The organism is Qipengyuania pelagi (assembly GCF_009827295.1).
Classification (GTDB): Bacteria; Pseudomonadota; Alphaproteobacteria; order Sphingomonadales; family Sphingomonadaceae; genus Qipengyuania; species Qipengyuania pelagi.
In genome coordinates this window covers 1,349,341-1,362,697 of the sequence record NZ_WTYD01000001.1, presented here as the reverse complement: position 1 = coordinate 1,362,697, position 13,357 = coordinate 1,349,341, and the positions used below count along the sequence as shown (strand labels likewise).

The 13,357-nt window shown below is 63.8% G+C and carries 14 protein-coding genes and 1 tRNA gene; 14 read left to right on the top strand and 1 reads right to left on the bottom strand.

Annotated elements, in window-relative coordinates:
- The first annotated feature begins 82 nt into the window (after positions 1-82).
- From tsf to rpmE, 12 genes are all read left to right on the top strand, one after another.
- Positions 83-1,021 carry a translation elongation factor Ts gene (gene tsf / locus GRI47_RS06715; protein ID WP_160660525.1) on the top strand — a complete coding sequence of 313 codons (939 nt, stop codon included), beginning with the start codon at positions 83-85 and terminating at the stop codon, positions 1,019-1,021.
- Positions 1,022-1,187: 166 nt separating this feature from the next.
- On the top strand, positions 1,188-1,625 hold the full coding sequence (locus GRI47_RS06710; RefSeq protein WP_160660524.1) for a PAS domain-containing protein: 438 nt from the start codon (positions 1,188-1,190) through the stop codon (positions 1,623-1,625).
- A gap of 124 nt (positions 1,626-1,749) precedes the next feature.
- Positions 1,750-2,472: a UMP kinase gene (pyrH, locus tag GRI47_RS06705; RefSeq protein ID WP_160660523.1), complete on the top strand. Its 723-nt coding sequence runs from the start codon at positions 1,750-1,752 to the stop codon at positions 2,470-2,472.
- A 49-nt stretch (positions 2,473-2,521) separates the two neighbouring features.
- Positions 2,522-3,079 (top strand): ribosome recycling factor, encoded by a 558-nt coding sequence (gene frr, locus GRI47_RS06700; RefSeq protein ID WP_160660522.1) that lies wholly within the window; start codon positions 2,522-2,524, stop codon positions 3,077-3,079.
- A gap of 24 nt (positions 3,080-3,103) precedes the next feature.
- Positions 3,104-3,790 carry a polyprenyl diphosphate synthase gene (uppS, locus tag GRI47_RS06695; protein ID WP_160660521.1) on the top strand — a complete coding sequence of 229 codons (687 nt, stop codon included), beginning with the start codon at positions 3,104-3,106 and terminating at the stop codon, positions 3,788-3,790.
- The gene (locus GRI47_RS06690) at positions 3,777-4,526 is read left to right on the top strand and encodes a phosphatidate cytidylyltransferase (protein WP_237452633.1); all 750 of its coding nucleotides are present in this window, start codon (positions 3,777-3,779) and stop codon (positions 4,524-4,526) included. Before uppS ends, GRI47_RS06690 begins: the two co-directional genes overlap by 14 nt.
- Positions 4,523-5,680 carry a 1-deoxy-D-xylulose-5-phosphate reductoisomerase gene (gene dxr, locus GRI47_RS06685; RefSeq protein WP_160660520.1) on the top strand — a complete coding sequence of 386 codons (1,158 nt, stop codon included), beginning with the start codon at positions 4,523-4,525 and terminating at the stop codon, positions 5,678-5,680. The genes GRI47_RS06690 and dxr overlap by 4 nt, the downstream gene beginning before the upstream one ends.
- Position 5,681: 1 nt before the next feature.
- Positions 5,682-6,818: an RIP metalloprotease RseP gene (gene rseP / locus GRI47_RS06680; RefSeq protein ID WP_237452632.1), complete on the top strand. Its 1,137-nt coding sequence runs from the start codon at positions 5,682-5,684 to the stop codon at positions 6,816-6,818.
- Positions 6,819-7,014: 196 nt separating this feature from the next.
- Complete coding sequence (gene bamA, locus GRI47_RS06675) at positions 7,015-9,690, top strand: outer membrane protein assembly factor BamA (protein ID WP_160660519.1); 2,676 nt, start codon at positions 7,015-7,017, stop codon at positions 9,688-9,690.
- Positions 9,690-10,376, top strand: coding sequence for an OmpH family outer membrane protein (locus GRI47_RS06670; protein ID WP_160660518.1), 687 nt, complete (start codon positions 9,690-9,692; stop codon positions 10,374-10,376). The genes bamA and GRI47_RS06670 overlap by 1 nt, the downstream gene beginning before the upstream one ends.
- A 23-nt stretch (positions 10,377-10,399) precedes the next feature.
- Positions 10,400-10,879 carry a 3-hydroxyacyl-ACP dehydratase FabZ gene (gene fabZ / locus GRI47_RS06665; RefSeq protein ID WP_160660517.1) on the top strand — a complete coding sequence of 160 codons (480 nt, stop codon included), beginning with the start codon at positions 10,400-10,402 and terminating at the stop codon, positions 10,877-10,879.
- Positions 10,880-10,973: 94 nt separating this feature from the next.
- A complete protein-coding gene (gene rpmE / locus GRI47_RS06660; RefSeq protein WP_160660516.1) occupies positions 10,974-11,198 on the top strand; it encodes a 50S ribosomal protein L31 in 225 nt (74 codons plus the stop codon).
- 100 nt (positions 11,199-11,298) lie between these two features.
- Here the strand turns inward: rpmE and GRI47_RS06655 are convergent, their stop codons facing one another.
- Entirely contained in the window at positions 11,299-11,934 is a 636-nt protein-coding gene (locus tag GRI47_RS06655; RefSeq protein WP_160660515.1) for a prolyl hydroxylase family protein, read from the bottom strand.
- Between the two features lie 240 nt (positions 11,935-12,174).
- On the opposite strand from GRI47_RS06655, the gene GRI47_RS06650 reads away from it, so the two are divergent.
- Both GRI47_RS06650 and GRI47_RS06645 read left to right on the top strand, forming a co-directional pair.
- Positions 12,175-12,251, top strand: a tRNA-His gene (locus GRI47_RS06650).
- A 37-nt stretch (positions 12,252-12,288) separates the two neighbouring features.
- Positions 12,289-13,353: a Leu/Phe/Val dehydrogenase gene (locus GRI47_RS06645; RefSeq protein ID WP_160660514.1), complete on the top strand. Its 1,065-nt coding sequence runs from the start codon at positions 12,289-12,291 to the stop codon at positions 13,351-13,353.
- Positions 13,354-13,357: the final 4 nt, after the last annotated feature.

Sequence of the window (13,357 nt, the reverse complement as noted above, 5' to 3'; positions counted from 1 at the left end):
CCGCGTAACCGAACATCTCCAAGCGCCGGACCGCCCCTCGCGGCAGTCCGGCGCCGCACCTTTATTCAAAAGGAATACGAACATGGCGAATTTCACCACCGCCGATATCAAGGCGCTGCGCGAACGCACCGGCGCGGGCATGATGGATGCCAAGAAGGCGCTCGTCGAAACCGATGGCGATCTGGAAGCCGCGGTCGACGCGCTGCGCGCCAAGGGTCTTGCCACCGCTCAGAAGAAATCCAGCCGCACCGCGGCGGAAGGCCTGATCGGCGTCGCCGTTTCAGATTCTGGCTCAGGCGCCAAGGGCGTTGCCGTCGAGGTCAATTCCGAAACCGACTTCGTCGCCAAGAACGACCGGTTCCAGGACTTCGTCCGCGCGGTCACCGATGTCGCGATCACTGCTGACAGCGACGATGTCGAAGCCTTGAAGGCGAAGGACTATCCCACCGGCGGCACCGTTTCCGACAAGCTGACCGACAATGTCGCCACCATCGGCGAAAACCAGCAGATCCGTCGCATGAAGACCGTCTCGGTCAATAACGGCGTCGTCGTGCCCTATATGCACAATGCGGTCGCGCCGAATCTCGGCAAGATCGGCGTTCTCGTCGCGCTCGAGAGCGAGGCGGACAAGGAAACGCTCGAAGCGCTCGGCAAGCAGATCGCCATGCACATCGCCGCCGCCTTCCCGCAGGCGCTGAACGCCGACGGGCTCGATGCCGACCTAATCGAGCGCGAGCGCGCCATCGCTAAGGAAAAGGCGGCGGAAAGCGGCAAGCCCGAAAACGTTCAGGACAAGATGGTCGAAGGTGCCGTGGCCAAGTTCGCCAAGGAAAACGCGCTCCTCAGCCAAGTGTTCGTGATGGACAACAAGACCCCGATCTCCGAAGTCGTCGCCAAGGCAGGCAAGGATGCGGGCAAGCCGATCGAACTGGTCGACTATGTCCGCTTCCAGTTGGGCGAAGGCATCGAGAAGGAAGAGACCGATTTCGCGGCGGAAGTCGCGGCGGCGGTCAAGGGCTGATCCTTCCGAACTAAGAACGCGGACGGCCGCCGGACCCCAGGACGAGGGTTCGGCGGCCGTTCTCGTTTGGGGACCGACGTTTGAAGGTGTGATTTAAAGAATTTTTACCCGTTCGTGATCAAGATGCCGTTTTCGAAATCCAGGGAAATCGAGCGGGAGGGTAAGAATGTCAGTCCATCATCAATCATATCACGCCCATCGCTCGACCGATGCGCGGTCGCTTGAAGTCGTGTCGCAGGTAGGCCTGGACAGCAGCGATCTGGCGCTTTGCCTCCTCGAACAGAGCCCCGATTGCGTGAAGATCCTCAGCGTCGACGGCACGCTCGATTTCATGAACTGCAACGGTCTCGATGCGATGGAGATCGACGAGCCTGAAAAGGTGCTGGGCCAATTGTGGTGGCATCTCTGGCCCGATCATTCCCAAGCCATGGTGGAAGCCAATTTCCGCTCTTCCCTGGGTGGCCGCACCGTGCAGTTCGAGGCCTTCTGCCCGACAGCCAGGGGCAATCCGCGCAATTGGTCGGTGAATTTGAAGCCGATGATCGCGCGTGACGGGCCGGTGGTTTCGGTGCTGGCGACCTCGCGCGAAATCGGTTCGGCCTGACAGTCTGGCCTCCGCCGGGACGGCGCAGGGCGCGCCACTTATCCATCGCCCATTCCCCTTTGCGCATGAACGGCTTCGCGGTTAAGGAACCTCGTCCCTACAGCTTGACGAGATTGCCGCACCCATGCCCATGCCTCCGATGAAACGCGTCCTCCTGAAATTGTCGGGCGAGGTGCTGATGGGGGACGGGCCGTTCGGGATCGACCCTGACTTCGTCATGGAGCTCGCCGAAGAGGTGAAGCGTGCCAAGGAAACCGGGCTCGAAATCTGCCTCGTCATCGGCGGCGGCAATATCTTTCGCGGCATGGCGGGCGCGGCGCGAGGGATGGACCGCGCGCAGGCTGACTATATGGGGATGCTCGCCACGGTGATGAACGCGCTCGCGATGCAGAACGCGCTCGAACAGATCGGCGTGCCGACGCGGGTGCAGTCCGCGATCCAGATGGATCAGGTGTGCGAACCGGTAATCCGTCGCCGCGCGGAGAGGCATCTCGAAAAAGGGCGGATTGTGATCTTCGCCGCCGGTGTCGGCGCGCCCTATTTCACCACCGATAGCGGCGCGGCCCTGCGCGCGGCGGAAATGCGCTGCGATGCCCTCTTGAAGGGGACCAGCGTCGATGGCGTCTACAGCGCCGATCCCAAGCAGGACCCAAATGCGCAGCGTTTCGACACAGTGACTTACGATCGGGTCCTGGCAGACAATCTCAAGGTGATGGACGCCAGCGCGGTTGCGCTTTGCCGCGACAACGACATTCCGATCGTGGTCTTCTCGATCCGCGAGAAGGGCAATCTGGCGCGGGTGCTTTCGGGCGAAGGCGTGCAGACCATCGTCGAAAACCGCAAATAGACCTGACGCAATCAGACCTGACCAGGACACAGAACAGAGGAAGCCGATCATGGCCAAATACGACAAATCCGACATCGACCGCCGTATGCAGGGCGCGGTCGAGAGCCTGAAGGGCGATCTTTCCGGCCTGCGCACGGGCCGCGCGAATACCAGCCTGCTCGATCCGGTGGTAGTCGAGGTCTATGGCGCGATGATGCCGCTGTCGCAGGTCGCGACGGTCAACGCGCCCGAGCCGCGGATGTTGTCGGTCCAGGTGTGGGACAAGGCGAATGTGACGGCGGTGGAGAAGGGGATCGCGAAATCCAATCTCGGCCTCAACCCGATTGTCGACGGCCAGACCCTGCGCCTGCCCATGCCCGATCTGACCGAGGAACGCCGCAAGGATCTCGCCAAGCTGGCGGGCGAATATGGCGAAAAGGCCAAGATCGCCATCCGCAACGTGCGCCGTGACGGGATGGAGGCGCTCAAGGACGACGAGAAGAAGAAGGAAATCTCCGAAGACGAGCGCAAGCGGAGCGAGGACGACGTCCAGAAGATGACCGACAAGCATGTCGGCGAGGTGGACGATGCGGTCGCGAAGAAGGAACAGGAAATCCTGACGCAGTGACAACTGCGGCTGGCGCGACCCCTCATGTCTGACTCCACCGGATCACGCGCGCGCCATGTCGCCATTATCATGGACGGCAATGGCCGCTGGGCGAAGCGGCGCGGCCTGCCGCGCGCCCTCGGCCACCGGCGCGGCGTGGAAGCGGTGCGCAAGCTGGTCCGCGCGGTCGAACCGCTGGGGATCGACTGCCTGACGCTCTATGCGTTCAGCAGCGAGAACTGGAAGCGGCCCGAGGACGAGATCGATCACCTCATGGGTCTGCTCCGGCGCTTCATCGAAACCGACCTGCCCGAATTCATCGCCAATGATGTCCGTTTGAAGATTATCGGCGATTATCATGCGCTTGCGCCCGATATCGTCGAATCGATCGAGGATGCCATCGAGCGAACGGCCGCAGGAAAGCGTATCCTCGCTGTCGCGCTGAATTACGGATCGCAGCAGGAAATCGTCCGAGCCGCCGCCCTGGCCGCACAGGAGGGCGAGGTGACCGAAGCCAGCCTTGCGCGCCATCTCTACACGCACGATCTCCCGCCGCTCGATCTTCTCATCCGCACCAGCGGCGAGGTCCGCCTGTCCAATTTTCTCTTGTGGCAGGCCGCCTACGCGGAGATGGTGTTCACCGAAGTGCTCTGGCCCGATTACACGCCCGAGCATCTGAGGACCGCGCTCGACGATTTCGCGGCCAGGGAGAGACGTTTTGGCGGCAGGTGAGCTGGCGGAGAACCGCAAGCGCGACAGGGTGAAGGCCCTTGCGATGCGGGCGATGGCCGTCCCGTTGTCGGTGCGGACCAGCGATCTGCCCAAACGCGCCGCCTCCGCCGTGGTGATGCTCGCGCTGGCGGGCACGGCGCTCTGGCTGGGCGGGCTGTGGTTTGACGGGTTCGTGATCCTCGTCGCCGCGATCTGCCTGTTCGAGGCGGTGCGCCTGATCCGCCGCGCCGGTCGCGCCGCGTCGACGGCTCTGGTCCTGTTCGGTTGCGCAGTCGCGATCCTCTATGTCGGGGCGGCTTCCGCCATGCTGATCGAATTGCCGATTCCGGTCGTGCTCGGCGTGGTCGCGATCGTCATCGCCACCGATACCGGCGCCTATTTCAGCGGACGATCGATCGGCGGGCCCAAGATCGCGCCGCGCATCAGCCCGTCCAAGACCTGGGCGGGGCTCGGCGGCGGGATGGTGGCGGCAGGGCTGGTCTCGCTCGGTTTCTTCTATTCCAATGTCGGTGAGCGCGCCTTTTCGCTCATGGGCGCGGGCGCCTTCGCTATCGGAGCAGGCCTGGCTGTCGTCGCTCAGGCTGGCGATTTTCTCGAAAGCTGGTTCAAGCGCAAGGCGGGGATGAAGGACAGCTCCAACCTGATTCCCGGCCATGGCGGCGTGTTCGATCGGGTCGACGGGATGCTGCCCGTGGCGATCGTCGCCGGGCTGCTGTGGTTCTTCGCCCACCCATGAACGAGCGGCGTTCGATCACGATCCTTGGCGCGACCGGCTCGGTCGGCGGCTCGACGCTCGACCTGATCCGCCGCGATCGCGGGGCGTGGGATGTCGTCGCGCTGACGGCGCATTCGAACGTCGACGATCTCGCCCGGCTGGCCCGCGAATTCGGTGCGCAGCTTGCCGTGATCGGGGAGGAGCATCGGCTCGGCGACCTGCGCGAGGCACTGGCGGGATCGGACGTCGAAGCGGCTGCGGGGGCGCAGGCCTTGTGCGAAGCGGCGGCGCGCCCGGCGGATATCGCGGTGGCGGCCATCGTGGGCTGCGCGGGCCTCGCCCCGGTTATGGCCGCGATCGAGCGCGGCGGCACGGTCGCGCTCGCCAACAAGGAGGCGCTGGTCAGCGCGGGCGAGGTGATGACGCGCGCGGTCGAGCGGCACGGCGCGCGGCTCCTGCCGGTCGATTCCGAACATAACGCGATCTTCCAATGCCTTGCGGGCAACAGTTTGGACGATGTGCGCTGGATCACTCTGACCGCGAGCGGGGGGCCGCTGCGCTTGGTCGGGGATCTCGATTCGGTCACGCCCGCACAGGCGGTCGCGCATCCCAACTGGGACATGGGCGCCAAGATCAGCGTCGATTCGGCGACCATGTTCAACAAGGGCCTCGAACTGATCGAAGCGCATCACCTGTTCCCGGTCGGACTCGATAGATTCCGGATCGTGGTTCACCCGCAAAGCGTGATCCATTCGATGGTCGAATATCGTGACGGATCGACTCTGGCGCAGCTCGGCCCTTCCGACATGCGCGTGCCGATCGCCTCCTGCCTCGCCTGGCCGGAGCGGATGGATACGCCCTGCGAACCGCTGGACCTCGCTGCGATCGGCGAATTGTCCTTTTTCGCCCCCGACGAAGAGCGGTTTCCCGCCACCCGCCTGGCGCGCGAGGCGGCGGAGGCGGGCGGGGCGGCCCCTGCCGTGCTCAACGCCGCCAACGAGGTCGCGGTCGCCGCTTTCCTCGCCGGTCAGATCAAGTTCAGCCGGATTTCGTCACTGGTGGCCCAGGTGCTGGATGGCGGAAACCTGCCGCCCGCGCCGCAATCGCTCGAAGACGTGCTGATGCTGGACCGGGCCGCGCGGACGCGGGCGAGCAATCTCTTGGAGACTGGCTGACTTGGACACTTTCCTGCCCCTGTGGGTCTATTACGTGCTCGGCTTCCCGCTCCTGCTGGGGCCGCTCGTGACCCTGCACGAACTCGGGCATTATCTGGTCGGGCGCTGGTTCGGCGTTCAGGCAGAAGCGTTTTCGGTCGGATTCGGTAAGGAAATCGCGGGCTTCACCGATAAACGTGGGACGCGGTGGAAACTGTCGGCCCTGCCGCTGGGCGGTTATGTCCAGTTCAAGGGCGATATGAACCCCGCCAGCATACCCGATGGCGAGGCTGTTGCTGCCCTGAGCGAAGAAGAGAAGCGCGGCAGTTTCCACCACGCAGCCTTGTGGAAACGCGCGCTTATCGTCTTTGCAGGTCCGGCGACCAATATCCTGATAACGCTAGCGATCTTCGCGGCCTTCTTCGCCAGCTTCGGCCAGCCGGTCGCCGCCGATCCCGAGCAGACCAATGTCGTCCAGAGCTTCGCGCCGGAATCGGTCGCCGAAGAGGCGGGGATGCGCGAAGGCGACCGGGTCGTCGCGATCGATGGCGAGCCGGTGCGGCAATTCTCCGACATTACCGACCGGGTGATGATGTTCCCCGGCAAACCCGTCACCATCGATGTCGAGCGTCAGGGCGAGCGGATCGCGATCCCGCTCACGATCGGATCGACCGTGGAAGAGGACAGTTTCGGCAATTCCTCGCGCATCGGGCGGCTGGGCATCTATTCCGCGCCGATCGCATGGGAGCCGGTCAGCCTGCTCGCGGCTGGGCCGCTTGCGGTCGAGCACAGCCTCAATCTCGTCGACATGATGGTGACGGGAATCGCCCAGATCTTCACCGGCGATCGTTCGGTCCGGGAACTGGGCGGGCCGGTCAAGATCGCCAAATATTCGGGCGAGCAATTGAGCCTCGGGCTGACCTCCTTCGTCAACTTCGCGGCGCTGATTTCGCTTAACTTGGCATTCATCAACCTGCTGCCAATTCCCGCCCTCGACGGCGGGCACCTGGCATTCTACGCGGCCGAAGCGGTCCGTCGAAAGCCGGTCGGCCCGCGCGGTCAGGAACTGGCGTTTCGCACCGGCATGGCCCTCGTGCTCATGCTGATGATATTCGTCACGATAAACGATTTGGTCAGCCTGCCGATATTCGGTGGTTGACCGGGGACGGGACACGGTAGCGACCTTCTTGAACGGCCACGGCGCTTGAAAGGTTCCGGTGCATCGGGCAAGGGGCGGCGCACATTGCCGACCTGGTGATTGCGCGGCGGGATCGCCCGCTCGCAAGGTAGGCGAAGTGGTACCGGGTCCACTGAACGAATGGGACGGGTTTTCCTTGTCGAAGATAGGATATTTGATGGCCGCCAAGGGATCGAAACTGACCGGGCGGATGCCCTTCTTACTGCTGGCCGGTTCCATGCTGGCAGGCGTTCCCGGCATCGCCGCGGCGCAGGATGCCGCAGCCGAGCCGGTCGCGCAGCCTGTAGCCCCGCAGGGCCAGGAGATCGTGCGCACGATCTCGGTTTCGGGTGCGCAGCGGCTCGAACCGCAGACGATCCTGTCCTACATCCAGCTGCGTCCGGGCCAGGAATGGAACCAGGTTGTCGGCGACCAGGTCCTGAAGGAACTCTACGCGACCGAGCTCTTCGCCAATGCGAGCGTGAGCTACGATAATGGCGCGGTCCTGATCGAGATCGTCGAGAACCCGGTCGTCAACCGCATCATCCTGGAAGGAAACGAGCGGATCAAGGACGACAAGATCGTCCCCGAAATCCGCCTCGCCCCGCGCCAGATCTTCACGCGCAGCAAGGTCCGCGCCGATGTCGCGCGCATCATCGAGCTTTACAAGCGTCAGGGCCGCTTCGCCGCCACGGTCGAGCCGAACATGGTGCAATTGGCGCAGAACCGCGTCGATGTCGTGTTCGAGATCACGGAAGGCCCGAAATCCAAGGTCCGCCAGATCAACATCATCGGCAACGAGGTGTTCTCGGACGGTGACCTGAAGGGCGAGATGGTGACCAAGGAGGCGCGCCTCCTCTCCATCCTCAGCTCCAACACCAGCTACGATCCCGATCGCCTCGCCTTCGATCAGGCGAAGCTGCGCGAATTCTACCTGACCGAAGGCTATGCCGATTTCCGCGTCGTGTCCGCGGTTGCCGAGCTGACGCCCGACCGGCGCGACTTCATCATCACCTATGTGGTGGAAGAGGGCGAGCGCTACAAATTCGGCGATGTCGCGGTGGACAGCCAGTTGCGCGATTTCGACAGCGAGGCGATGAGCCGCAATCTGCCGATGAAGACCGGCGAATTCTATAACGCCAAGCTGATCGAGGACACGGTCGAACAATTGACCGAACTGGCCGGGTCGTTCGGGTATGCTTTCGCGGACGTCTCCCCACGCATCTCGCGCAATCCCGAAACGCGCACGATGGATGTGAACTTCGTCATCCAGGAAGCGCCGCGCGTCTATGTCGAACGGATCGACGTCAACGGCAACACGCTGACGCAGGACAAGGTCGTGCGCCGCGAATTCCGCCTGGTCGAAGGCGATGCCTTCAGCACGCTCCAGGTCGCCCGCTCCGCCGCGCGCATCAATTCGCTGGGCTTTTTCCAGGAAGGGCTGGAGATTAACCAGGTCGAAGGCAGTGCGCCCGACCGGATCATCCTCGAAGCCAATGTCGAGGAACAGGCGACCGGCGAACTGCAATTGTCGGCGGGTTTCTCCTCGATCGAGAACTTTATCCTCGCCGGCTCCATCCGCCAGCGCAATTTCCGCGGGCGCGGGCAGACGGTGGGCCTGAGCGTCAATTACTCGCGCTACGCCCGCTCGGCCGAGGCCAGCTTCTCCGAACCCTATCTGTTCGACCGCAATATCTCGGCGGGCGTCGATATCTATCGTCGCGATTATAGCAGTTTCAATTTCAATCGCAGCGACCGGAACACGACGTACAAGCAGGCGACCACCGGTTTCTCTCTGCGCGCGGGCGTTCCGCTTACCGAATACAGCTCGCTGATCGGCAGCTACACGCTCAATTACGACGACGTCACGCTCGACGAGAATCAGTTCTTCTCCGATCTCAACGGCGACGGCGTGGCGGAATGCGATCCCTTCCGTGCCGGGCGCTATCTGTGCGAGGCGATCGGTCAGCGCACCAGCTCGATCCTCGGCCTCAGCTTCAATCTCGATGCCACCGACAGCCGCCTGCGCCCGACGCGCGGTCGCAACCTGTCGCTGACCACGCAATATGCGGGTCTCGGCGGATCGGTCGAATATCTCAGCATTCGTGGGCGCGCGGGCCAGTATTTCCCGCTCGGCAGCGGGTTCGTCTTCTCGCTGACCGCGGAAGGCGGCGCGATTCGCGGGTTCCGCGATGAGGACGGGGACGGCACCAACGATGTTCGCCTGACCGACCGCTACTTCCTCGGATCGCCGCAGATCCGCGGCTTCGACATTCGCGGCGTCGGTCCGCGCGTGCTGCGCCGTCCGATCATCGCGGGCGAGGATGGCAACCCGGTCACCGTGACCGAACGCAACCGCATCCAGGACGACGCGATCGGCGGCACCGCCTATTATCTCGGACGAGCGGAGCTCGATATCCCGCTCGGTAGCGGCGCACGGTCGCTGGGCCTGCGTCCGTCGGTGTTCGTCGACATCGGCGCTGTCTTCAATGTCGAGGACCCGGTCCTGATCCAGAACCCGTTCGGTAACGAGCGCTTCTTCCCGCTGCTCGACGACAGCGGCAATCCGGTGTTCCTCAATCCGGGTGCGACCGATTCGGTGGAAGACGACACGATCGTGGCGATTCCCGTCGGCGATCCCATTCCCGATGGCTTCATCGCGCAGGGTCAGACCTCGGCCGCGTTCGAGGAAGTCTTCCTCGGCGACACGCCGAGCCCGCGCATCTCCGTCGGTGTCGGGGTCAATTGGAACTCGCCCTTCGGCCCGTTCCGCATCGATCTCGCCTATGCCCTGAAAAAGGTCGAAGGCGACGACACCAAGCTCTTTTCCTTCAACGTAGGGACGCAATTCTGATGAACACGATTTCCAAGATCCTCGCAGGCGCCAGCCTCGCCGCCGCCGCCATGACCGCGCTGCCCGCCAGCGCGCAGGTGACCGGTGCCATCGGCGTCGTCGGCGCGCCGGGCGTGGTCGCATCGACCAACGCCTTCCGCACCGCCTATCAGCAGATCGGCACCACCTATCAGGCGCAGACGACGCAGATCCAGCAGAAGAACCAGCAGGCCCAGACCCTGTTGCAGCAGCTCGACACGAACAATGACGGCAATCTCGACGAGGCCGAGCAGCGCGCCGCGCAGACCGCTCCCCAGGCCCAGCAGATCCAGACGCTGGAAACCGAAGTCGCGCAGCTGACCAATCAGATCGAAGCGGCGCGCGTCTATGCGATCGAACAGATCCTGCGCCAGTACGGTGCCGCCATCCAGGACGTGCAGCAGCAGAACAACCTTCAGGTCATTCTCGACCGCGATGCGGTGGTGACGGCGCAGCCCGCCGCCTTCATCGACGAGAAGGTCGTCGCCGCGCTCAACACCCGCGCGCCGAACGTGCAGATCACCCCGCCGCAGGGCTGGCAGCCGAGCCAGCAGGCGGTGAACATGTACCAGCAGATCACGCAGATCCTGATGGTCGCGAATGCTCGCCGCCAGGCCGAACAACAAGGTCAGGCGCAGCCGACCCAGCAGCAGCCGACCGGCCGCTAAGCGAAGAAGGGCAGGGGATAGCGATGAGCGATAGTGCAGGCGACACCGGCGGGGCGACCAGTCTCGACATCGTGCAGGTGCTGAAGGCGCTGCCGCATCGCTATCCCATGCTGCTCGTCGACCGGGTCCAGAGCCTGGTTCGCGACGAGCGAATCCATGCGATCAAGGCGGTCAGCTTCAACGAAGATTTCTTCCAGGGCCATTTCCCCGGCGCGCCGATCATGCCCGGTGTTTTGCAGATCGAGGCGCTGGCGCAGGCCGCAGGCGTACTCGCGGTGGAAAGCCTCGACCTCGCCGGTTCGGGCAAGCTCGTCTATTTCATGGCGATCGAGAACGCCAAGTTCCGCAGCCCGGTGACGCCGGGCGTGCTGCTCGACCTCAAGGCCGAATTCGTCCAGAAGCGCGCGCGCGTCTGCAAGTTCGCGGGCGAGGCGAGCGTCGACGGCAAGGTGACCTGCGAGGTCAATTTCACGGCCATGATCGCTGACGGGCCGTCCGACTAACTCTTGCAAAATCGGCGCGTCGCTGTATGGGGCGCGTCTCTCTTATAAACAGCTGGACCGGTCGGAACCGTTCCGAAGCTCGAAGGATATTGCCATGAAGGCCGATGCGCATCCCCAGTACCACATGATCACCGTCAAGATGACCGACGGGACCGAATTCCAGACCCGCTCCACCTGGGGCAAGGAAGGCGATACGCTGACGCTCGATATCGATCCGACCAGCCACCCGGCCTGGACCGGCGGCAAGCAGCAGCTTCAGGAAGGTGGACGCGTTGCCGCCTTCAACAAGCGCTTCGGCGGGCTCACTCTCAAGAAGTAAGCGCGGCCTTACCTTTGAAGATCAGAAGAGGGCGGTCCTGCGGGGCCGCCCTTTTTGCATCAAGTCGTCTGGTCGTATCGCATGACGGGTTCGTATCGCCTCACCAACCCCACGGCTTCTCGCGATACCATTTGGTGATGACGTATTTGACGCCCCGGCGCACCTTCATCCCGTGGTGGATCGTGTTGGGATTGGGGCGCAGATCGGGGCGGCGGTTGTTCCAGCAAACGAGTTTCCCCGTCTCCGGCTGGAAGCTCTTTCCAATCGCCTTGAAGCGCGTCGCGCCTCCCGATTCGACCTCGTTCAGATAGACCATGAAGGTCCAGGTCCTTTGCCCTGCGACCGAGCAGTATTTCTGGTAATCCTGGCCTTCGGGATTGAACCAGTCGCAATGCGGCTTGAATTCCTGACCCACTTCGTAACGCTGGCCCTGGAGCGGTTCGCCATAGGCCGGGTCGATACCGCTCAATGCCGCGAGTTGGGCTTCCATCGCGAGCGTGGCCGGATCGTCGGGCGGCAGGTCGCAGGTTTCGCTGGTGCGGAAGTAATCGTCGCCGTTGGGATCGGCCAATGTGGAAGGGCGCCGGTCCGAATCGATGCGGGCGATCAGCTGCTCGCAAAGATCGTCCGACGCGAAATCGCGCAGCTGGAACAGTTCCAGCTTGTCGGTCGGGACGCGCTGCACCCCTTCATGAGCGAGGATGGTCTGAACGCTAGAATCACCGGGGCCCGTCATGCCGCGCGAGCATATGCGATCGAGGCGACGGGGCAAGCCGCTTGCTCCAGCGTCCCAGACCCCGTGAGAAGCGGTTGCAAGATAGTTGCGCCGAGGGCTTCGCCGACACGCTTTTTGCTTTGCTTTCACCGCGCCCTGTGCAACAGGCGCGTGGCGATCGTGCGGTCCCTTGACGGGCGCGCGCGGCGCAGTATCAGCCCCGGTTCACGGTCCGGTTCCGTCCGGTCCCAAGGGTATGTGGCGATCGTAGCTCAGTTGGTTAGAGCGCCGGTTTGTGGTACCGGAGGTCGCGGGTTCAAACCCCGTCGATCGCCCCATTTCCTTCTCTTCTGCGTTTAACGGGGCTTCGCGAACATGACCGCATTCTGGACCGAGCCGGATTATGACGACCACGAGCTGGTCGAACTGGTGCGCGACCCCAAATCGGGCCTGACGGCGATCATCGCGGTCCATTCCAGCCATCTCGGTCCGGGTGCGGGCGGCACGCGGTTCTGGCATTATGCCGAGCCCGAACGCGCCATGCGCGATGCGCTGCGCCTGAGCCGGGGAATGAGCTACAAGAATGCCATGGCGGGCCTGCCCATGGGTGGCGGCAAGGCGGTGATCCTGGCCGACGAAAAGGGCACCAAAACTCCTGAAATGCTCACCGCTTTCGCTGATGCAGTCGAAGCGCTGGGTGGCCGCTATGTCACGGCGGAGGATGTCGGCATCAGCGAGGCCGACATGGCCCGCGTGGCCGAGCGCACCCAATATGTTTCCGGCCTTCCGGTCGAAGGCGAGGATGCGGCTGGCGGCGATCCCGGCCCCTTCACCGCGATGGGCATCTATCACGGGATCAAGGCCGCCGTGCGCCACAAGCTCGGCAAGGATTCGCTCGAAGGCGTCCATGTCGCGATCCAGGGCACGGGCAGTGTCGGCGGCGGCGTCGCGCGCCTGCTCGCAAAGGACGGGGCGAAGCTGACGCTAGCCGATATCGACGCCGCCCGCGCCGAGGCACTCGCGCGCGAACTGGGCGGCGATGCTGTCGCGTCGGACGCGATCATGGGTGTTTCCTGTGACGTATTCAGCCCCAATGCCTTGGGCGCGATTCTCGATGACGAGGGCATTGCGCGCCTCGATTGCAAGATCGTCGCGGGCGGCGCGAACAACCAGCTCGCCCGCGCGGCACATGGGCCGGTGCTGGCGCAGCGCGGCATTCTCTATGCACCCGATTACGTCATCAATGCGGGCGGGATCATTTCGGTCACGCTCGAATATCTCGCGCGCACCGACGGCCAGCCCTGCGACGTCAACGATGTGCGAGAACGCATCGCGTTGATCCCGGATCGGCTGGAGACGATCTGGCAGGAAAGCGACCGCACCGGCCAGTCGCCCGACCAGGTCGCCGACCGCATGGCGCAGGACCTCATCGGGCGCTGATTTC

Bases quoted from the DNA above. Each gene is read 5' to 3' on its own strand.
- tsf (WP_160660525.1), top strand. From the start codon at position 83: ATGGCGAATTTCACCACCGCCGATATCAAGGCGCTGCGCGAACGCACC.
- GRI47_RS06710 (WP_160660524.1), top strand. From the start codon at position 1,188: ATGTCAGTCCATCATCAATCATATCACGCCCATCGCTCGACCGATGCG.
- pyrH (WP_160660523.1), top strand. From the start codon at position 1,750: ATGCCCATGCCTCCGATGAAACGCGTCCTCCTGAAATTGTCGGGCGAG.
- frr (WP_160660522.1), top strand. From the start codon at position 2,522: ATGGCCAAATACGACAAATCCGACATCGACCGCCGTATGCAGGGCGCG.
- uppS (WP_160660521.1), top strand. From the start codon at position 3,104: ATGTCTGACTCCACCGGATCACGCGCGCGCCATGTCGCCATTATCATG.
- dxr (WP_160660520.1), top strand. From the start codon at position 4,523: ATGAACGAGCGGCGTTCGATCACGATCCTTGGCGCGACCGGCTCGGTC.
- bamA (WP_160660519.1), top strand. From the start codon at position 7,015: ATGGCCGCCAAGGGATCGAAACTGACCGGGCGGATGCCCTTCTTACTG.
- GRI47_RS06670 (WP_160660518.1), top strand. From the start codon at position 9,690: ATGAACACGATTTCCAAGATCCTCGCAGGCGCCAGCCTCGCCGCCGCC.
- fabZ (WP_160660517.1), top strand. From the start codon at position 10,400: ATGAGCGATAGTGCAGGCGACACCGGCGGGGCGACCAGTCTCGACATC.
- rpmE (WP_160660516.1), top strand. From the start codon at position 10,974: ATGAAGGCCGATGCGCATCCCCAGTACCACATGATCACCGTCAAGATG.
- GRI47_RS06655 (WP_160660515.1), bottom strand. From the start codon at position 11,934: ATGACGGGCCCCGGTGATTCTAGCGTTCAGACCATCCTCGCTCATGAA.
- GRI47_RS06645 (WP_160660514.1), top strand. From the start codon at position 12,289: ATGACCGCATTCTGGACCGAGCCGGATTATGACGACCACGAGCTGGTC.